The sequence below is a fragment of the Sphingomonas sp. J344 genome (genome assembly GCF_024700005.1).
Taxonomy (GTDB): Bacteria; Pseudomonadota; Alphaproteobacteria; order Sphingomonadales; family Sphingomonadaceae; genus Sphingomonas.
Genome location: NZ_JAJONB010000001.1, coordinates 2,135,536 through 2,154,678, shown reverse-complemented (window position 1 = coordinate 2,154,678; position 19,143 = coordinate 2,135,536). Strand labels below are relative to the sequence as shown.

Sequence of the window (19,143 nt, the reverse complement as noted above, 5' to 3'; positions counted from 1 at the left end):
AATAACCAGAGCCAGTTTGGCACATGCCACCCTTGGGCGAGTCGAAACATCGCGACTGCAAAGCCCAGCCAGAATGCAACCGAGCACATGCGGAATAGAAGTCGGAGTCGATCCTGCATCACGAACGATTGATACCGATCGAGGCCCACCTGTAAATAGTCGCTCGTCAGGCGTCCGCCCAGCGCCTCAGCAGGTTGTGGTAGACGCCAGTCAGTTCGATGACGCTGCGGTCCGTGCCGCCCACTTGCCCGGTCAGGCGCTGGACGCTCTGGTCGAGGTCGAACAGGATGCGACGCGCGCCATCGTCGCGGACCATCGACTGGAGCCAGAAGAAGGATGCGACCCGCGTCCCGCGCGTCACCGGCTCGACCTTGTGCAGGCTGGACGAGGGGTAGAGGATCGCGTGGCCGGCGGGGAGCTTGACCCGCTGGACGCCATACTGGTCCTCGATCACCAGTTCGCCGCCGTCATAGGCTGCGGAGTCTTCGAGGAAGACGGTCATCGACAGGTCGCTGCGGATGCGGAAATCGGTGCCGCGCTGGATTCTGGATCGCGCTGTCGACATGCACGCCAAAGGTCTGGCCGACGCCGTAGCGGTTGAACAAGGGCGGGAACACCTTGAGCGGGAGTGCCGCCGCGAAGAACAAGGGCGAGCGCCCCAGCGCGTCGAGCACCAGCTTCCCCGCTGCCTTCGCTGCCGCGCTGTCCTCGGGCAGCTGCTCATTCTGCTTGGCGAGCGCCGACTGATGGCCGGAGGTCGCGTTGCCGTCGATCCACTCCGCCGCGTCGATCGTCGCGCGCAGCTCGGCGAGCGTGGCGGGATCGAGCAGGTCTGGAATCGCGATCAGCATGATGTGCCTTCTAAAGGGGGGGTCGGAGCGGATGAAAGCAGGGGGACAGGGATTGCCGTCACCCGCTCCTCCCCCTTTAGCCTTTAGAAGCGGTAGCCCACGGTCAGCACCGCCGAGCGCGCGTCACCCGGCGTGGCCCAGCCATTGTTGCGGATGCGGGTGTAATAGAGCTCGTTGGTGATGTTCTTGACGTTCACCAGCACGCTCAGATCCTTGGTGATGTCGTAGGAGATCGACGCATTGTGGACGAGATAATCGTCCGAGCGATAGACGACCGCCGATGTCGCCGTCGGCAGGTTCAGCGCAAAGCTGCCCTGATAGGTGACGCCATAGCCCAGCTTTAGCCCGAACGGGAACGTGTAGGTGGTGTAGAGGCTGCCCGAATGGTTGGGGACATTCTGCAGCTCCGCGCCCGCTGCGGGGTCCGGGCTGCCCACCGCGACCGACCGGATCAGCTTCGGCTCGAGATAGGTGTAGTTGGCTGTGATCGACCATGCCGGGGTGATGTTGCCGGTTGCGCTGACCGCGATGCCATCGACGCGCGAATGGCCGTCGAGCACCTGATCGGGCAGCGTCGGATCGTTCGACGGCACCTTGTACTTGTCGCGCTCGTTGCGGAACGCGGCCATGCTGAACAGCGCGCGGCCGATCTCGGCCTTTGCGCCGATCTCGTAGTTCTTGGCGCTTTCCGGATCGACGTTGCAGGTCAGCGCGGTGCAGCCGCCATTGACCGCGCTTTGCGACGGGGTCCGCGCGTTGCCATATGCAGCGTAGAGCGTCACCGCTTCGACCGGCTTGTAGACCAGACCGATGCGATAGCTGAACAGATCGGCGGTGTTGCGGAAGCGCGGGCCGGTGACGATCGCGCCCTGCGGCGTGGTGACCGTCGCAGCGGTGCCGGTGTCGGTCTGGTAATTGCCCTGGTTGCGCTCGTAGCGGATGCCGCCGTTCAGCTCGAACTTGCCGAGCTTCATCGTGTCGAACAGGTAGACGGCATAGTTGGTCACCTCGCCGCGCTGGCGACCGCTCTCGAAGAAGTTGACCGGACCGGTATAGACGTTGCTCCCGTAGTTGAAGCCGGCCGGACCGGGGACCACCTCATTGGGGTTCGCCCAGTTGATCAACGGATAGGTCGCGTTGGCGACGGTGCCGTTGGCGTTGCGATAGACGTTGCCGGTCGAGAGGAAGAACTTCTCCCACCCCGCCGACGCGCCGACGACCAGGCTGTGCTCGATCGCACCGGTCGCGAACTGCGCCGACAGATCGACCTGATTGTACATCAGCTCGCTGGTCGTATCGCGCAGGTTCCCGCGCGGACCGCCGATCAGATAATAGCCGACCGGGACGGTCGCGGGACAGGCGGTGCCGTTGCCCTGCACATTGCCGGGCAGGCAGAAGCTGCCCTGCGGCGGACCAACGATGGTCAGCTGCTGCACCTTCTGCCACCGCGTCAGGTTGCGGATCGACAATTTGTCGCTGAATTCATGGGCGAAGGTCGCCGTCGCCTGATCGACGGTGATCTCCTGCGTGTCGATGTTGCGATAGCCGAAATAGTCGCTGCGATCGATGCCGGGCAGTGCGCCGTTGAACACGGCATTCTTGTAATAGGGCACGCCGTACTGCGGGATGTTGGTCTCTTCCTGATGCAGGTACTGCAGCGTCAGGCTGGTTGGGCCGTCGATCCCGATCGTCACCGCCGGGGCGACGCCCCAGCGTTCGTAATTTTCAACGTCGCGGCCGGGCACGTCGTTCTGGTGCACCATCGCGTTGAGGCGCACGGCGATCAGTTCGCTCACGCGGACATTGGCGTCGATCGTGCCGCGATAATAGTCGTCGGTGCCGATCCCGCCCTGCACCGCGATCGCCGTTTCCGCCTGCGGGCGCTTGGTCACGATGTTGATCGACCCGCCGACCGAACCCGACCCGTTATAGACCGAGTTGGCGCCGTTGGTGACCTCGACCTGTTCCAGGTTGAACGGGTCGCTGCGCGAATAGGGCGCGCTGTCGCGCACGCCGTCGGTGGTGATGTCGGACGATGCGGAATAGCCGCGCAGGGTGATCTGGTCGCTCGGCGCGATGCCGCCCTCAGCCGCGCCGAAGGTGATGCCCGGCACGGTCGACAGCACGTCGCGCAGGGTGAGCAGATTCTGCTCCTCGATCACCTTGTTGGTCAGGATGGTGACGGTCTGCGGCGTGTCGCGGACGGGGCGCGTGACCTTGGGGCTGGCCTGTTCCGAGCGCACCTTCTCGCCGGTGACGACGACGTCAGCGCGATCCTGCTCCTCCGCCGGATCGGCGGGATCGCCGGCATAGGCTGCAGGTGCCGATGCGACGAAGCCGATGGCGGCCAGCGCGAGGAAAGCGGGCGCGGCGCGGTGCGCGTCGGACGAGCTGCGAGACATGGAAACCCCTTCTGATTGTCGTTGGGGTCCCGCTATTGCGAGTCGTTCGCACTGTCAACACTAATGCGAATCGTTTTCATTATTGTCGCAAATTTGTCGCGTCGGCCAGAAGCCAGCTGCGTAACGCACTGGCAAGATTGGGCGGATCGTCGGCCTGGATGCGCAGATAATCGACCTGCGCGACCAGTGCGCTGAGCGGCAGATCGCGCGCCTGCGCCGCAGCCTCCAGTGCGTCCCAGAATATCGGTTCAAGGCTGATCGAGGTCGGATGCGCGGCAATCGTCATCGACCGCTTGACCGGGGGTGGAACCCGCCCGGCGGCGGCACGATGCCGCCCGGGCCGTCAGGCATCGATGTCGAACAGGGCGGCAAGCTGCTCGATCATCGTGCCGGCCAATTGGTCGACATCCATGATCGTCACGGCGCGCCCATAATAGCGGGTCACGTCATGGCCGATACCGATCGCGACCAGCCCGACCGGCGAGCGGCTTTCGATCCACCCGATCACCTGGCGCAGATGGCGTTCGAGATACGAACCGCTGTTCACGCTCAGCGTCGAATCGTCGACCGGTGCGCCGTCGCTGATCACCATCAGGATCTTGCGATCCTCGGGCCGCGCGATCAGGCGGCTGTGCGCCCAGAGCAGCGCCTCGCCGTCGATATTCTCCTTGAGCAGCCCTTCGCGCATCATCAGGCCGAGCGATTTCTTCGCGCGCCGCCACGGCTCGTCGGCCTGTTTGTAGACGATGTGGCGCACGTCGTTGAGGCGGCCCGGTTGCGCCGGACGCCCTTCGGCCAGCCATTTCTCGCGCGACTGGCCGCCCTTCCATGCGCGGGTCGTGAAGCCGAGAATCTCGGTCTTGACCCCGACCCGCTCCAGCGTGCGCGCGAGGATATCGGCGCTGATCGCGGCGATGCTGATCGGGCGGCCGCGCATCGACCCCGAATTGTCGATCAGCAGGGTGACGACCGTGTCCTTGAACTCGGTATCCTTCTCGACCTTGTAGGACAAAGACTGCATCGGGTTGACGATCACCCGTGCGAGGCGCGCGGCGTCGAGCAGCCCTTCGTCCTGATCGAAGTCCCAGCTGCGGTTCTGTTGCGCCATCAACCGCCGCTGGAGCCGGTTGGCAAGCTTGGTCACCACGCCCTGAAGGTTCGACAATTGATTGTCGAGATAGGCGCGCAGCCGGTCGAGCTCCTCATCGTCACACAGGTCGGTGGCGGCGATCACCTCGTCATATTGCGTGGTGTACGCGCCATAGTCGAACTGCATCGGCATGTCGGACCAGGGGCGATTGGGGCGGACGGGCATCATCCCCTCGTCCCCGGCATCGCCGGGATCGCCCTCGCCGTCCTCGAACTCGCCCTGCTCCTGCTCGCTCTCCTCGCCCTCGTCGGTCTCGCCCTCGCGCTGCTCACCGCGCGCGTCGATCTCGCCCTCGCCGGTCTCTCCCTGTTCGTCGCCGGCGTCGGCCTCACTCTCGTCGACGTCGTCGGTGCCCTCGTCCTCGCCGCCGCCCTCGTCGGACTCGTCGGGGATGAGGTCGCCCTCGGTCAGCTCCAGATCGGCAAGCAGATTGCCGACCAGTTTCGCGAAGGTCGCCTGATCGTCGATCGCCAGCGCCAGCGCGTCGAGATCCGCGCCACCCTTGTCCTCGATCCAGTCGCGCACCAGCGCCAGGCCGAGCGCGGCGGCGGCAGGAGACTCCCGCCCGGTCAGGCGTTCGCGCACAAGCAGCTGAACTGCGGTCGACAGCGGCACCTCGTCCCGCGTCCGCGCGCGGCTGATCGGGTCCGAGCGCATCTTCATCTCGAGCGCATGGTCGAGATTGTCGGCGATCCCGGCATAGCCACGCGATCCCAGCGCCTCGACCCGCGCGGTCTCGACCGCATCGAACACGGCGCGCGCCACTGGCTCCTTCGGGGCTGCCTTCAAATGGGTCGCGGCGTCGTGCAGGCGCAGCCGCAACGCAAAGCCGTCGGCAAAACCGCGCGCCTCCGCCACCTGTTCGGGCGGCAGGGTGCGACCGGGCATCGGCACCTTGAGATGCCGCCCCGATTGCGCGGGCGCGTCGGCGGTAAAGGCAAGCTCAAGCTCGGCCTCGTGGCTCAACGCTCGCGCGGTCCCGGCAAGGACGGACTTGAACTGATCGAGGGGAGTGTCGCTGGCCATGCGATTTCCATGCGCGGAGCGGCCGCGCGACACAAGCGGGGAGCGCGTCCCGTCAAAGCCGAAGTCCGGGAAGTGGGTAATTTTACGGACCACGCGACCCGCGGTGCCGTCCCCCACCTATAGATTGAGCCATCAACCGGGTCAGTTCGCGACAGCAACGATCGCCCCGCAAAGCGCCTGCAAGGAGGACCGACTTGTCCAACGCCAACGCCACGCTGCACGCCCAGACCCAGAAGCTGCGCGGCCGCTTCGACCGTCTTCCCGTTGCCGGAAAGCTGGTGACGCTCTGTGCCGCCGCGATCGGCGTGCTGCTGACGATCGGCTTCACCATCGTCACGCTTCAGGCCTCGTCGGTGGTCGGGCGCGGGTCGAGCGAGACGGCGCAGGCGACGGCGGAGCGCTATGCCAGCGGCATCGCGACCGATGTGAACGGCATTGTCGGTGCCTCGCACGCAATGGCGCGGTCGATCTCGACCGACCTGACCGCGACCGGCTTTGCGGCCGAGCGGACGATCCCGCAGCTGCGCGGCTTCCTTGCCGCCGCGCCGACCGTACTGGGCGCCTGGTCGATCCTCGAGCCGGAATATCACCGGCCCGATCTGGCGGGACAGCCCGGCTGGAACGTTGCGGGGGGCTTTGCGCCCTATGTGACCCGCGACAAGGCGGGCAAGATCGCGATGCAGCCCGCGAGCCCGCCCGAGGATTGGCAGAAGGACTATTACGCCGAGGGCCTCAAGCGCGCCGCCGGCCGCCTCAGCATCCCCTATGTCTATCCGGTCGACGGCAAGGATGTGACGATGTTCAGCATCACCTTCCCGCTGCGCCGCGGAGATCAGGTGGTCGGCGTGTCCGGCTTTGACATCAGCCTAGACGACCTGTCCGCCGGACTGATGAAGGAAAAGCCGCTGGGATCGGGCCGGGTGCGCCTGATCGCGCAGGACGGCAAGTGGATCGCGCATGAAAATGCGCAGCTGCGCATGAAGTCCTATGACGAGGCCGAAAAGGATCTGATCGACGCGGTCGTCAAGTCGGGCAAGGCGCAGAGCTTCGACCATGTCGACGCCGATGGCAGCCACTGGGCCCGCTTCGCGGTGCCGGTGGCGATCGACGGGATCGACGATCGCTGGGCGGTCGTGGTCGATATCCCGGCGGCGGCGATCACCGCCCCGGCCAATGCGCTGACCTGGATGCTGGTGGTGATCGCGATCGTGCTGATCGCCGGTGCCGCTGCGGCACTGTGGGTCGCATCGAAGCGCGTCGTCGGGCTGCCGCTCGGCCGGCTCAGCGACACGGTCGACCGCCTCGCCAAGGGTGAGGACGTTCCGGTCGGCGAGACCGAGCGCAACGACGAGGTCGGCACGCTCGCCCGCGCCGCCGATGTCTTCCGCCTCGCCGCCGCCGAGCGCGAGCGCGAACAGGCGCGCAATGCCGAGGAGCAGCGGATCGTCACCGCCGCCATCGGCACCGGCCTCTCGGCACTGCGCGAAGGCAAGCTCACGGCGCGGATCGACGCCGATTTCCCGCCGGCCTATGCCCAGCTCAAGACCGATTTCAACGCCACCGCGACCACGTTGCGCGACCTGATCGCCGCCGTGGTCGAGCGTTCGGAGAGCATCCAGACCGGATCGACCGAGATCGCCCGCGCCGCGCAGGACCTGGCGAGCCGCAGCGAAAGCAGTGCGGCCAGCCTGGAGGAAACCTCCGCCGCGCTGTCGCAGATCGATCAGCGGCTGCGCGCCAGCGCCGCCTCCGCCGACGAAACGCTGAATTGCGCCAAGCGCGCCAATGTCAGCGTCGCCGGTGGCCGCGATGTCGCATCGGGCGCAGTCGCCGCGATGCACCGCGTGTCCGAATGCGCCAAGGGCATCGACGATGTGATCGAAGGGCTCGACAAGATTGCCTTCCAGACTCGCGTCCTTGCGATGAACGCGGCGGTCGAGGCGGGTCGTGCCGGAGAAGCAGGCCGTGGTTTCGCGGTGGTCGCCGACCTCGTCTCCGCGCTCGCGATGCGCGCCGAGGAAGAGGCCAAGCGCGCCCGCGACCAGCTGACCGTCACCCAGGAAGAGGTCGGCAATGCGGTCGGCGCAGTCGGCAATGTCGACGGGGCGCTGGTCCAGATCGCCGACATCTTCACCCAGGTGGATACGCTGGTCGGGTCGCTGGTCGACAATAACCGCGTTCAGGCGATGTCGATTTCGGAGATCGTGATTGCGGTCAGCGGGATGGACAGCACCACGCAGCAGAATGCCGCAATGGTCGAGGAAACCTCGGCGGCGGCGCAACAGCTGCGCACCGAAGCCACCGATCTCGCCGGCCGCGCTGCGCAGTTCGAGATCGACGGAACGCCGCAAAGCCGGAGCTACGCGGCGGCGGCGTGAAGTGAAACCGCGCACTCCGTTATCCCGGCGGGCGGCGGAGCGTTCGGGGTGCTACCAAAGCGTCTCGCAACCCAATGCGGCGATCTGTGGATCACGGGTTACCACGATTAGCCGTTCGGCGAGCGCCTGCGCCACGATCATGCGGTCGAACGGATCGCGATGCGTCAATGGCAACAACCCCGCGCCGCGCGCATGGTCATAGCGCAGATCGAGATGGATCAGGCCATCCTGACTGCACGCCTCTGCAAATTGCGACAGTGGTTCGACCATCGCGGGAAGTCTGCCACTGCCGACCTTGAGTGCGATCTCGTAGCAGGACACGGCGGAGACATATCGCTCGATATCCGGGTCGGAAATCGCAACGCGCGCGCGATCCGAGAGGCGAGGATCTCCCATCCACCACCAGACCAATGCGTGCGTATCGAGCAGCAGGCGCAACGCTCAGAGCTCCTTGCTCTCAAATGCGTCCAGCTCTTCCTCGGTAAACGTCGGTTCGAACCAGATGTCGCTCGGCACATCCTTCAACAGATGCTTAAAGCGGCCGGGCTGGCGGCGCGGCAAAGGCGTGGGCTCATATGCAATCAGTTTCGCATAGGGCTTTCCCGCCTTGGACAGGATGATCTCCTCGCCCGCATGCGCGCGGTCGATCAGCTTGGACAGCTGGGTCTTGGCATCATGAACGTTGAACGTCTTTTGCGGATCAGCCTCGGCCATCGCGCAGCTCCTTGAGTGGACTAAGCCAAGTTAGCTAAGTCCACTCAGATCTTCAAGCCTTGCTGACCACGCTCTCGGGCAGGTCCTTGCCGAACACGCGCTGATAATATTCCGCGACCAGCGCCCGCTCCGCCTCGTCGCACTTGTTGAGAAAGCTCAGGCGGAAGGCGAAGCCGACATCCTTGAAGATCTCGGTATTCTGCGCCCAGGTGATGACGGTGCGGGGCGACATCACGGTGGAGATGTCGCCGTTGATGAACCCGCGCCGGGTCAGTTCGGCGACGCGGACCATGTTCTCGACCATCTCCTTGCCGCCCGGCTTGTCATATTCGCCGCTCTTGGCGAGCACGATCTGCGCCTCGGTCGCGGCGGGGAGGTAGTTCAACGTGACGACGATGTTCCAGCGGTCCATCTGGCCCTGGTTGATCTGCTGTGTCCCATGATACAGCCCGCTGGTGTCGCCCAGACCCACCGTGTTGGCGGTGGCGAACAGACGGAACCAGGGGTTCGGACGGATCACGCGATTCTGGTCGAGCAGGGTCAGCTTGCCCTCGGTCTCCAGCACGCGCTGGATCACGAACATGACGTCGGGGCGCCCGGCGTCATATTCGTCGAAAACGAGCGCGGTCGGGGTCTGCAGCGCCCAGGGGAGCAGCCCTTCGCGGAACTCGGTGATCTGCTGCCCATCCTTGAGCACGATCGCGTCGCGCCCGATCAGGTCGATACGACTGATATGCGCGTCGAGATTGATGCGGATGCACGGCCAGTTGAGGCGGGCGGCGACCTGTTCGATGTGCGACGACTTGCCGGTGCCGTGATAGCCCTGGATCATCACGCGGCGGTTGTGCGCGAAGCCGGCGAGGATCGCGAGCGTGGTGTCGCCGTCGAAGACATAAGCCGGGTCGAGATCGGGGACGCGCTCGTCCGCCTCGCTGAACGCCGGCACTTCCATGTCGATGTCGATGCCGAACAGGTCGCGCACGCTGACGCTCTTGTCAGGCGCAGCGAGGATCGTCGTCTCGCGGCTGTCGGGCTGGGTGTTGGGGATGCTGCTCATCGGGCTTCCGGACTCGGGGACTGTTCTTTTGCGGTGCGGTATCGGCTAGCGCCCCGCTCCGCAAGCGCGGGCGACGGATCGGTTCGCTTCAATCCTCCCCCGCCAGGGGGAGGTGGCGCCGAAGGCGACGGAGGGGGAGGACGGCTGTGTCCTCTCGATCGTCGTGCTTCCTCCCCCTCCGTCAGCTACGCTGACACCTCCCCCTCGCGGGGGAGGATTATTGGCTATCCTGGTCCTCGCTCCACTTTTTCGGCAGCGGGAAGCGCGTCACGAACGCCTCGGCGAGCGCGTGGTCGCCCTCTATGCGCAGTATCCCCGCTGCCTCCAGCTCGGCCAGCGCGCCGCCATAGACCGCGCCCGCGATTGCGGTCGGCGGGCCGTTGAAGATCACGTCGGCACCGGCCGGATCGCCGCGCTTCAGCTCGATCCCGTCGCGATTGTAGCGCCCGACGAACAGGTCGTCGCCCATCCGGAACCCCACGACGAAATCGAGGTCGCCGGTGAGCGCCGGATTGTGCATGGTGCGCAGCGACATCATGGCGGAGGCTGCGGACAGATGCAGCGTCGGATCATGTTCGGGCGACCGCACCGCCCATGCGCCGAGCAGCTGGATCGGCTTTTCGGCCTCATGACCCCAGGGGGTCAGCGCATAGACCTGTGCGTTGGCCGGCGGGGGCAGTTTGTGCCGCGTCAGGATGCCCGATTCCTCGAGCCCCTCGAGCCGCTGGGTGAGCACATTCGCCGAAAGTCCGGGCAGTGCGCCCTTGATCTCGCTGAACCGGCGCGGGCCGAACATCAGTTCGCGCACGATCATCAACGACCAGCGCTCACCCACCAGTTCCAGCGCCATCGCCGTGCCGCAGGCGTCGTCATACCAGCGCCGCCGCTCCTTTTTCATAGCGATTTCCGCGACTTAAAAATATGAGTCATTTTTTCTAACTTCATAGTTGCTTTTAATAACTCAAAGGCGCATCAACATCAAGCAAGCGATTCGGAACCGGTGAGTTTCCCGGACGCGTCCAAGGAGAAGCGCGATGGCCAAGATGATTTTCGTGAACCTGCCGGTGAGGGACGTGGCGGCATCGACCGCCTTCTACGAAGCGATCGGCTTCACCAGGGACCCACGCTTCAGCAACGAGATGGCGAGCGCGATGCAGTGGTCGGACGAGATCACGCTGATGATCCTCGGCCATGATTTCTATTCGACCTTCATCCCGCACAAGACGATCGCCGATTCCTCGAAAGTGAACGAGGTTCTGCTGTGCCTGTCGTTCGACAGCCGCGAAGCTGTCGATGCGATCACGGAGAAGGCCGGCGCATCGGGCGGCAAGGCCGATGTCCGCGAACCGCAGGATATGGGCTTCATGTATGGCCGCAGCTTCGAGGACCCTGACGGCCACATCTTCGAGCCGATGTTCATGGACATGGAGGCCGCAATGGCCGCCTTCCCCGACGGACCGGCGCACGAACCGGCCTGAACCGAGATACCAAGGAGAGATGCCGTGACCAAAATCACCACCTGCATCTGGAGCAACTACACCGCAGAGGATCAGGCGGCGTTCTATACGTCGCTGATCCCCGACGCCCGTATCGTCCGCACCGAGCGCACCCCGATCGACACGCCCAGCCAGAAGGCGGGCGACGTCATCCTGTGCGAGATCGAACTGGCCGGGCACAGCTACCTGCTGCTCAACGGCGGCCCGATGTTCCAGCATAGCGAGGCGATGAGCTTCATCCTCCACACGCCGGATCAGGCCGAGACCGACCGGCTGTGGAACGCGATCACCGCCGATGGCGGGGCGGAGAGCATGTGCGGCTGGTGCAAGGACAAATGGGGGGTCAGCTGGCAGGTCACGCCGGACCGGCTGATGCAGCTGGTGTGGGACAATCCCGACAAGGCGGCAGCCCAGCGCGCGATGCAGGCGATGATGACGATGCAGAAGATCGACATCGCCACGGTCGAGGCTGCCGCTGCGGGGGAAACCCAACCCGCCTGACCTTACCTCCCGCAAGGAGACTGATCATGACCGTCGAGATTACCGGGTTCGACTGGGTGCCCGATTTCGCCAAGGGGTTCGTCCGCGACCTGCGTCCGCGCTGGGCGTGCGAGGAGATCGGCCTGCGCTACGACATGCGGCTGATGGACCCGCGTAACCGGCCCGCCGCCTATTTCGCGGAGCAGCCCTGGGGGCAGGTCCCCGCCCTCGTCGATGGCGGCGTGCATCTGTTCGAAAGCGGCGCGATCCTGCTGCACCTTGGCGAACGCGACGAACGGCTGTTGCCGCGCGACCCACAAGCGCGCGCCGATGCGCAAAGCTGGCTGTTCGCCGCCTATAACAGCGTCGAGCCGATGCTGTTCGAACTCGGCAATGTCGAGATCTTCTCGGCCGGCGAGCAATGGGCGGAGCTGCGTCGCCCCTCGCTGATCGCGGATATCGAACAAAGGCTCGACCGGCTTGCCGTCGCGATGGGCGACCGTGAGTGGCTCGCGGGGCAGTTCAGCATCGCCGACATCGCGATGGCGACGGTGCTGCGTCAGACGGAAGGCAGCGGGCTGCTCGCCGACCGGCCCGTGCTGCTCGCCTATTTGGAGCGCGCCATTGCTCGTCCCGCCTTCAAGGCCGCGCTCGCCGCGCAACTTGCCGATTTCAAACCCGAACACGCCCTCGCGTGAAGCGATCCCAGGGAGAGACCCAATGACCTATGTCGAAGGATTCCTGACCCCCGTCCCCACCGCCAACAAGGCGGTATATACCAAGCACGCACACAGCGCGATCGAGCTGTTCAAGGGGGCTCGGCGCCACCCGCTTCGTCGAAGCCTGGGGCGATGATGTGCCCGATGGGAAGATCAACGACCTCAAGCAATCGGTCGCCCTCAAGGAGGACGAGACCGTGCTGTTCAGCTGGCTCGAATATCCCGACAAGGCGACGCGCGACGCCGCCAACGAAAAGATGATGAGCGACCCCAACGCGCTTGAAGGCATGAAGGACATGCCGTTCGACGGGAGCCGCATGATCTTTGCCGGGTTCGACGCGCTGGTCGAGGCAGGCGATGCGGGTCAGACCGGCTATATCGACGGATATGTCCTGCCCGTCCCCGCCGCGAACAAGGAGGCGTATCGCGAGCTCGCCGCGTCGATGGTGCCGCTGTTCCAGGAATTCGGCGCGCTGCGCGTGGTCGAGGCGTGGGGCGAGGATACGCCCGACGGCAAGGTCACCGACTACAACCGCGCGACCCATAAGAAGGACGACGAGGCGGTCGTCTATTCGTGGATCGAATGGCCCGACAAGGCGACGCGCGACGCCGGCTGGGCGAAGATCATGGAGGACGAGCGGATGAAGCCGCCGGCCGAGCCGCCGTTCGACGGCAAGCGGATGATGTGGGGCGGCTTCGCGCCGATCCTGGATACGGCGAAGGGGTGATCCTCGCCACGTCACCGTCACCCCGGCGAAAGCCGGGGTCTCGGGAGGCATGTGCACATCACATGAGACCCCGGCTTTCGCCGGGGTGACGACAATCCGAGAGGGAGGATTCCCATGACCAATCCCCACGGCAGATGGATCTGGTACGAACTGATGACCCCCGACGCGGCGGCGTCGCGGTCCTTTTACGAAGCCGTCGTCGGCTGGACCATCGACGCCGAATCGATGGCGCCCGGCGGTGCCGAATATCGCATCCTCCACGCGGGCGATGGCGATATCGGCGGCATGCTGACGCTCGACGCCGCGATGCTGGCGGGCGGCGCGAAGCCGGCCTGGCTGGGCTATGTCGGGGTCGACGATGTCGATGCGACGGTCGAACAGCTCAAGGCAGCGGGCGGGTCGGTGCATGTCCCGCCGACCGACATTCCGGGCGTCGGCCGCTTTGCGATGGTCGCCGATCCGCAAGGCATCCCCTTCTATGTGATGCGCGGATCCAGCCCCGAAACCAGCACCGCCTATGCGCGGATGGGCGAAGGCCATGTCAGCTGGAACGAACTCCAGACCAGCGACGATGCCGCCGGCTTCGCCTTCTATGCGGCCCTGTTCGGCTGGGAAAAGGCGGGCGGCATGCCGATGCCATGGGGCGAGTACAGCTTCCTGCGCGGGAAGGATGCGGGCGAGGAAATGGACAGCGTGTGGGGCGCGATGATGCCGCGCGAATGCGAGGACAAGCCGGTCGGCTGGACCTTTTACTTCCGCGTGCCGGATATCGAGGCGGCGCACGCCAAGGTGACGAAACTGGGCGGCACGCCGCTGAGCGATCCGATGGAGGTGCCCGGCGGCGAGCGGGTGTTCCACGCGACCGACCCGCACGGCGCGGTGTTCGGACTGGTCGCGCCCAAATGAGCGGCCCCGACCTCTACGCCCACCCCTTCTCCTCCTATTGCTGGAAGGCGCTGATCGCATTCTACGAACACGATCTGCCGTTCACGCTGAAGATCGTCGCGCCCGAGGAACCGGCGAACAGCGCGCGCTGGGCCGAACTCTGGCCGTTCAAGCGCTTCCCGCTGCTCGTCGATGGCGATCTGGTGCTGGGGGAATCAAGCATCATCGCCGAGCATGTCGATCGGCTGTCGGGCGCGCCGCTCCTGATCCCCGCCGATCCGGACGCGGCGCTGCAGGTGCGGATGCTCGACCGACTGTTCGACCAGCAGATCATGGACCCCGCCACCCGGCTGGTGTTCAACGCGATCCGGCCGGCAGACAAGCTCGATCCGCTGGCGGACGAGCAGGTCGCGGCGCAGCTCGCTACCAGCTACGCCTGGTTCGACGCGCATCTCGCCGGGCGCGAGTGGGTCGCGACCGACAGCTTCACGCTCGCCGATCTCTCCGCCGCGCCCGCCCTGTTCTACGCCGACTGGATCATCCCGATCCCGGAGGAACATGCGAACCTGCGCGCCTATCGCGCCCGGTTGCTCGCCTACCCCTCGGTCGCCCGCGCAGTGGATGGCGCGCGGCCCTATCGCCACTTCTTCCCGCTCGGCGCGCCCGACCGCGACTAATCAGGAGCACATCATGCCACGACGCATTATCGGCGCCGCGTTCCTCAGCCTCGACGGGGTGATGCAGGCCCCCCGGCGGACCGGAGGAGGACTGGACCGGCGGGTTCGAACAGGGCGGCTGGCTCGCCGCGCTGTTCGACGAAGGGATCGGCAATCAGGTCGACAGCGTGTTCAAGCCGCCGTTCGACCTGCTGCTCGGCCGCCGGACCTACGAGATTTTCGCGGCGCACTGGCCGTTCGCGCCGGAGGGCGACGAGATCGGCGACCTGTTCCGCACGATCCGCAAATATGTGCTGACGACCAGCGACGCGCCGTTGGAATGGGAGGGCAGCGAACGCCTCGCCGACATCGACGCACTTACCAAGCTCAAGGACAGCGATGGCCCGAACCTGGTCATTCAGGGCAGCTCGACGCTCTACCCGCAATTGCTCGAACGCGGCTTGCTCGACCGGATCGTGACGATGACCGCGCCGGTGGTGCTGGGCCGGGGCAAGCGGATGTTCGGCGACGGCACCCCGCCCCGGTCGCTCGAACTGGTCGAGCATCGCGTGACCCGCAACGGCACCGCGATGGCGACCTATGACGTGAAGGGCGAGGTCGAACAGGCGGACTTCCAGTTCCCCGAGCCCACCGCCGAGGAACTGGCCCGCCGCGCGCGGATCGACGCGGGCGAGGGCTGGTGAATCACGCGAAGGCTGGCGACGACTTCAGCTGCTGATAGGCCTCGATCACCTTTTGCAGCGCACCTTCATGACTGCGGTCACCGCCATTGCGGTCGGGATGATATTGGCGGACCAGCTCCGAATAGCGGCGACGCAGCGCCATGCGGTCGGCATCGAGGTCGAGCGCCAGCACCTTCATCGCCTCGCGATCCTTTCCCGACAGCGGCTTGCCGTCCTTGCGCTCGGCGGGGCGGGCAGCGCGGAAGCGCGCACCGATCGCGTCGAGCGGATCGGCAAAGTCGGCCCAGCGCGGCGGGCGGTCGGCGCCCCCGGTCGCTGTGAAGGCGCGCGATTCGCTCTCCCACCCGGCATAGGGCCGCTGTGCCGCGTGGATCTCGTCCGGAGTCATGCCGGAGAAGAAATTATAGCCCGAATTGAATGCGCGGACATGGTCGAGGCACAGCCAGCGATACGCCCCCGGTCCGTCGGCGCTGCGCTGCGCCGGGCCTGCTGGCGCGCGAAACTCGCCCGGTTCGGCGCAGCCCGGCTCCGCGCACAGCCGCCCCGGCGCCTCGACACGGCCGTGGAAGCGGGCCTTGGGGCGGTCTTTGGGGGCTTCGCGCGACACTCTGACTCCGGGAAAAAACGCCCTATATAGGCGCGATGATCGACACTTCTACCGGCCCCGTCGCCGCCGAAATCACCGCCCGCCTCACCACCCAGCTCGCCCCGTCGCAGCTCGACGTGATCAACGACAGCGCCAAGCATCGCGGCCATATGGGCGACGACGGCAGCGGCGAATCGCACTTCACCGTGGTGATCGAAAGCGACGCCTTTGCCGGCAAGTCGCGGCTCGACCGCCAGCGCCTCGTCAACCGCGCGCTCGGCGACCTGATGATCGAGCGGGTCCACGCCATGGCGATCAAGGCGACCGCGCCGGGCGAGTAAAGCCACCCGTTCGGGTGGATGGCACATTCCCGCCCGCGCCCCTATCTGTGTTCCGACCCAATTCGGAGACGCGGCGTGACCGACGACCTGTTCATCCATACCATCCACCCCACCACCCATGATCTGGGCGGGTTCAAGGTGCACCGCACGCTGCCGTCGCGCCCGCGCACGATGGTGGGCCCCTTCATCTTCTTCGACCAGATGGGGCCGGCGCACCTCGAGGTCGGCACGGGCATCGACGTGCGCCCGCATCCGCATATCAACCTCGCCACCGTCACCTATCTGTTCGCCGGGGCAATCGACCATCGCGACAGCCTGGGCACCTACGCGACGATCGAGCCCGGGGCGGTCAATCTGATGACCGCGGGCAACGGCATCGTCCATTCGGAGCGCTCCCCCGCCAGTGAGCGCGCCGCGGGCCCCGAACTGTCGGGCATCCAGACCTGGCTCGCCCTGCCCGAGCGGCTCGAGGAGATGGACCCGGCGTTCGAGCATGTCGCCAAGGCGGATCTGCCGGTGCTCGACGACGGCGGGGTAAAGGCGCGGATCATCATGGGCTCGCTCTGGGGCCAGACCGCGCCGACCACGACCTATGCCGGGACCATCTATGCCGACATCGTGCTCGACCAAGGGGCATGCATCCCGGTCTATGCCGAGGCCGAGGAGCGCGCCGTCTATCTGGCGATGGGGCAGGCGCGACTGGATGGCGTCGAACTGGAGCCGCAGACTCTGTACGTGCTGCGCCCGGGGATCTCGGCACGGCTGAGTTCGGTCGAGGGCGGGCGGGTGATGCTGTGTGGTGGCGACGCGTTCAGCACACCGCGCCATGTCTGGTGGAACTTCGTCTCGTCCGACCGCGACCGGATCAACCAGGCCAAGGAAGACTGGAAAGCCGGGCTGTTCCCCAAGGTGCCGGGCGACGACAAGGAATTCATCCCGATCCCCGAAGTGCCCAAGACGGTCAGCTATCCCTGAAGGCTTGCCAGCCCGGCCACGCACCCATACCCTGATTTCGAAAAAAATCGAGGGAGAGGGTCATGGCCGGGTTTGAGCTTCAGCACATCGCATTGCCCACCGGGGTCGAACTCGACGTCGCCACCGCCGGCGACCCCGCGGCGCCCGCGATCATCCTGCTCCACGGCTTTCCCGAATCGCACCGCACCTGGCGGCACGTAATCCCCGAACTGGCGAAGACCCATTTCGTCATCGCCCCCGACCAGCGCGGCTTTGCGCGCTCGTCTCGGCCCGAGGGGGTCGAGAATTACACGCCGGACAAGCCGGTTGCCGACCTGCTCGCGCTCGCCACCCATTTCGGCAAGGACCAGTTCGTGCTGGTCGGCCATGACTGGGGCGGGGCGATTGCGTGGATGGCCGCGCTCCAGCATCCCGGCCGGGTCGAGCGGCTGGTGATCATCAACGCCCCCCATCCCTTTGTCTTTCAGAAGTCGCTCTACGATGACATGGGCCAGCGCGCGGCGAGCCAGTATATCCGTGCCTTCCGCGATCCGGCGCTGGAGGCCGCGATCGAAACCAAGGGTGTCGCCTGGTTCTTCGACACGACCTTCGCCAAGCATGGCGATCCCGCCTTGCTTGCCGAAGAGCGCGACACCTATCTCGACCAATGGGGCCAGCCGGGCGCGATCGGGTCGATGTTCAACTGGTACCGCGCCAGCGCGGTGGTCGTCCCGGCGATGGACGAGACCCCCGAGCGCCCCGCCTTCCTCGACGGGCCGTTTCCGCCGCTGCGGATGCCGGTGCTGGTGATCTGGGGCATGCGCGACACCGCGTTGCTCCCGGTGCAGCTCGAGGGGCTCGACGCGCTGATCCCCGACCTGACGCTGGTCGAAGTCGATGCCGGGCATTTCGTGCCCTGGGAAAAGCCGCAGCCGGTGACCGATGCGATTCGGAAGTGGCTGGAGGACTAATCCGCCGGGACCAGAGGTCGCCAGTCACCGGTAAGCGGCGCCTCCCGCTCTGCAACGAAAGGTGCGCCCGGCCCGCTGGTCGCGATTCGCGCCCGTTCCGCCTTCGCGATGCGCAGCCGGTCCTTCCAATGGGGGTGTGACCGCGCCTGGAACGCGCCCGACATGGCTTTCGCCGTGCGATGCATGCGGAACCGGACCGCCAGATCCGCCGGATACCCCGCGCGCGCCAGCAGATGAACGGCAAGGATGTCCGCCTGTAATTCGGTCTGGCGAAACAGGTTGGCGTTGCGACCGAACCCCGACAGCAACCCGAATTCGGCCCCCGCCGCCTTGAGCCGATCGCGATGGCGAAGGACGTTGTGCGCCAGTTCGTGCGCGATCACGACCGGCACAAGGTCGGCATCGAACCTGTCATAATAGCCCGAACTGATCCGCACCATCTCGCCATTGGCGCTTGCCTCGAGCGCAGGCGTGATCGCCAGCTCATACCGCGTCCGGCACGCGGGGACTGGCGTGAGGGTCAGCGCCAGATGCGATCCTGCGCGAAGAAGCTCCACGTGCATCGGCGCGGCAGCCGGGAGCCGTGCGATCTGCGTCCACAGATTGACCAGCCGATCGGTCGATGCGGGACCATCGCCCTGCGGCTCGACCGCGATACCGCCGATCGACAGGATCGTGTCATCGGCGCGCACCCCGGCGCGGTCGGCCGGGCTGCCAGGAACGACGCCCTCCACCGCGACCGGACCCGCGAACCTGAAATGCGCGCGCACCGCCGCACGTTGCGGCCGCGCATATTGATCCAGCGTATGGATCTGGATGCCGTGACCCGGCTCCAGTCGATCGCATAGCGCCGCATTCGCCGTGCTGAGCCGGAAGCCGTCGATCGCCAACCGCAGGTCTGCCGCGCGAATCGCCTCCAGCGTCTGTGGGTCGAGCGACTGGGCGCTGGCCGGACCCGCCAGCAGCGCGCCCAGCCACATCGCAATCGTCAGGACAGTGAAACGCATCCGGTCGAACATCGTGCGCGGTCTATGCCGCGTTGGCG

General features: G+C 66.0%; 21 protein-coding genes and 2 pseudogenes. 13 read left to right on the top strand and 10 right to left on the bottom strand.

The window, feature by feature from the left end:
• Window positions 1-166: 166 nt before the first annotated feature.
• The 4 genes and pseudogenes from LRS12_RS10905 to cobT form a co-directional block, all read right to left on the bottom strand.
• A pseudogene (locus tag LRS12_RS10905) lies at window positions 167-851 on the bottom strand (Fe2+-dependent dioxygenase).
• Window positions 852-934: 83 nt separating this feature from the next.
• Window positions 935-3,253 (bottom strand): TonB-dependent siderophore receptor, encoded by a 2,319-nt coding sequence (locus tag LRS12_RS10900; RefSeq protein ID WP_257844598.1) that lies wholly within the window; start codon window positions 3,251-3,253, stop codon window positions 935-937.
• Between the two features lie 79 nt (window positions 3,254-3,332).
• Complete coding sequence (locus tag LRS12_RS10895) at window positions 3,333-3,539, bottom strand: ribbon-helix-helix domain-containing protein (protein ID WP_374580802.1); 207 nt, start codon at window positions 3,537-3,539, stop codon at window positions 3,333-3,335.
• 57 nt (window positions 3,540-3,596) lie between these two features.
• A complete protein-coding gene (gene cobT, locus LRS12_RS10890; protein WP_257844597.1) occupies window positions 3,597-5,429 on the bottom strand; it encodes a cobaltochelatase subunit CobT in 1,833 nt (610 codons plus the stop codon).
• A gap of 194 nt (window positions 5,430-5,623) precedes the next feature.
• On the opposite strand from cobT, the gene LRS12_RS10885 reads away from it, so the two are divergent.
• On the top strand, window positions 5,624-7,807 hold the full coding sequence (locus LRS12_RS10885; RefSeq protein WP_257844596.1) for a methyl-accepting chemotaxis protein: 2,184 nt from the start codon (window positions 5,624-5,626) through the stop codon (window positions 7,805-7,807).
• 51 nt (window positions 7,808-7,858) lie between these two features.
• Here LRS12_RS10885 and LRS12_RS10880 read toward each other — a convergent pair whose 3' ends face one another.
• The 4 genes from LRS12_RS10880 to LRS12_RS10865 all read right to left on the bottom strand — a co-directional run bounded on the left by LRS12_RS10880 (window position 7,859) and on the right by LRS12_RS10865 (window position 10,476).
• Window positions 7,859-8,245, bottom strand: a complete 387-nt coding sequence (locus tag LRS12_RS10880; protein ID WP_257844595.1) for a type II toxin-antitoxin system VapC family toxin — start codon at window positions 8,243-8,245, stop codon at window positions 7,859-7,861.
• Between the two features lie 3 nt (window positions 8,246-8,248).
• Complete coding sequence (locus LRS12_RS10875; protein WP_257844594.1) at window positions 8,249-8,521, bottom strand: type II toxin-antitoxin system Phd/YefM family antitoxin; 273 nt, start codon at window positions 8,519-8,521, stop codon at window positions 8,249-8,251.
• A 52-nt stretch (window positions 8,522-8,573) separates the two neighbouring features.
• Window positions 8,574-9,578, bottom strand: a complete 1,005-nt coding sequence (gene cobS, locus LRS12_RS10870) for a cobaltochelatase subunit CobS (protein ID WP_257844593.1) — start codon at window positions 9,576-9,578, stop codon at window positions 8,574-8,576.
• A 217-nt stretch (window positions 9,579-9,795) separates the two neighbouring features.
• The gene (locus tag LRS12_RS10865) at window positions 9,796-10,476 is read right to left on the bottom strand and encodes a helix-turn-helix domain-containing protein (protein WP_257844592.1); all 681 of its coding nucleotides are present in this window, start codon (window positions 10,474-10,476) and stop codon (window positions 9,796-9,798) included.
• A 136-nt stretch (window positions 10,477-10,612) separates the two neighbouring features.
• On the opposite strand from LRS12_RS10865, the gene LRS12_RS10860 reads away from it, so the two are divergent.
• The 9 genes and pseudogenes from LRS12_RS10860 (at window position 10,613) to LRS12_RS10820 (ending at window position 15,246) form a co-directional block, all read left to right on the top strand.
• Window positions 10,613-11,056 carry a VOC family protein gene (locus LRS12_RS10860; protein WP_257844591.1) on the top strand — a complete coding sequence of 148 codons (444 nt, stop codon included), beginning with the start codon at window positions 10,613-10,615 and terminating at the stop codon, window positions 11,054-11,056.
• 24 nt (window positions 11,057-11,080) lie between these two features.
• Window positions 11,081-11,575 carry a VOC family protein gene (locus LRS12_RS10855; RefSeq protein ID WP_257844590.1) on the top strand — a complete coding sequence of 165 codons (495 nt, stop codon included), beginning with the start codon at window positions 11,081-11,083 and terminating at the stop codon, window positions 11,573-11,575.
• Between the two features lie 26 nt (window positions 11,576-11,601).
• Window positions 11,602-12,252, top strand: a complete 651-nt coding sequence (locus LRS12_RS10850) for a glutathione S-transferase family protein (RefSeq protein WP_257844589.1) — start codon at window positions 11,602-11,604, stop codon at window positions 12,250-12,252.
• Between the two features lie 22 nt (window positions 12,253-12,274).
• Complete coding sequence (locus LRS12_RS10845; RefSeq protein WP_257844588.1) at window positions 12,275-12,409, top strand: DUF1428 domain-containing protein; 135 nt, start codon at window positions 12,275-12,277, stop codon at window positions 12,407-12,409.
• 1 nt (window position 12,410) lies between these two features.
• Window positions 12,411-12,524: pseudogene (locus LRS12_RS10840) on the top strand (DUF1428 family protein); the annotation flags it as partial.
• A gap of 66 nt (window positions 12,525-12,590) precedes the next feature.
• Window positions 12,591-13,001 carry a DUF1428 domain-containing protein gene (locus LRS12_RS10835; protein ID WP_257845488.1) on the top strand — a complete coding sequence of 137 codons (411 nt, stop codon included), beginning with the start codon at window positions 12,591-12,593 and terminating at the stop codon, window positions 12,999-13,001.
• Between the two features lie 114 nt (window positions 13,002-13,115).
• On the top strand, window positions 13,116-13,907 hold the full coding sequence (locus tag LRS12_RS10830) for a VOC family protein (RefSeq protein WP_257844587.1): 792 nt from the start codon (window positions 13,116-13,118) through the stop codon (window positions 13,905-13,907).
• On the top strand, window positions 13,904-14,563 hold the full coding sequence (locus LRS12_RS10825; RefSeq protein ID WP_257844586.1) for a glutathione S-transferase family protein: 660 nt from the start codon (window positions 13,904-13,906) through the stop codon (window positions 14,561-14,563). Before LRS12_RS10830 ends, LRS12_RS10825 begins: the two co-directional genes overlap by 4 nt.
• 167 nt (window positions 14,564-14,730) lie before the next feature.
• Window positions 14,731-15,246, top strand: a complete 516-nt coding sequence (locus tag LRS12_RS10820; RefSeq protein ID WP_257844585.1) for a dihydrofolate reductase family protein — start codon at window positions 14,731-14,733, stop codon at window positions 15,244-15,246.
• 1 nt (window position 15,247) lies between these two features.
• Here LRS12_RS10820 and LRS12_RS10815 read toward each other — a convergent pair whose 3' ends face one another.
• Window positions 15,248-15,853 carry a J domain-containing protein gene (locus tag LRS12_RS10815; RefSeq protein WP_257844584.1) on the bottom strand — a complete coding sequence of 202 codons (606 nt, stop codon included), beginning with the start codon at window positions 15,851-15,853 and terminating at the stop codon, window positions 15,248-15,250.
• A 35-nt stretch (window positions 15,854-15,888) separates the two neighbouring features.
• On the opposite strand from LRS12_RS10815, the gene LRS12_RS10810 reads away from it, so the two are divergent.
• From LRS12_RS10810 to LRS12_RS10800, 3 genes are all read left to right on the top strand, one after another.
• Window positions 15,889-16,173, top strand: a complete 285-nt coding sequence (locus tag LRS12_RS10810) for a BolA family transcriptional regulator (protein ID WP_257844583.1) — start codon at window positions 15,889-15,891, stop codon at window positions 16,171-16,173.
• Between the two features lie 75 nt (window positions 16,174-16,248).
• Window positions 16,249-17,148: a pirin family protein gene (locus tag LRS12_RS10805; protein ID WP_257844582.1), complete on the top strand. Its 900-nt coding sequence runs from the start codon at window positions 16,249-16,251 to the stop codon at window positions 17,146-17,148.
• A 62-nt stretch (window positions 17,149-17,210) separates the two neighbouring features.
• Window positions 17,211-18,098, top strand: coding sequence for an alpha/beta fold hydrolase (locus LRS12_RS10800; RefSeq protein WP_257844581.1), 888 nt, complete (start codon window positions 17,211-17,213; stop codon window positions 18,096-18,098).
• Here the strand turns inward: LRS12_RS10800 and LRS12_RS10795 are convergent.
• On the bottom strand, window positions 18,095-19,105 hold the full coding sequence (locus LRS12_RS10795; protein WP_257844580.1) for a M48 family metallopeptidase: 1,011 nt from the start codon (window positions 19,103-19,105) through the stop codon (window positions 18,095-18,097). The genes LRS12_RS10800 and LRS12_RS10795 overlap by 4 nt on opposite strands.
• Window positions 19,106-19,143: the final 38 nt, after the last annotated feature.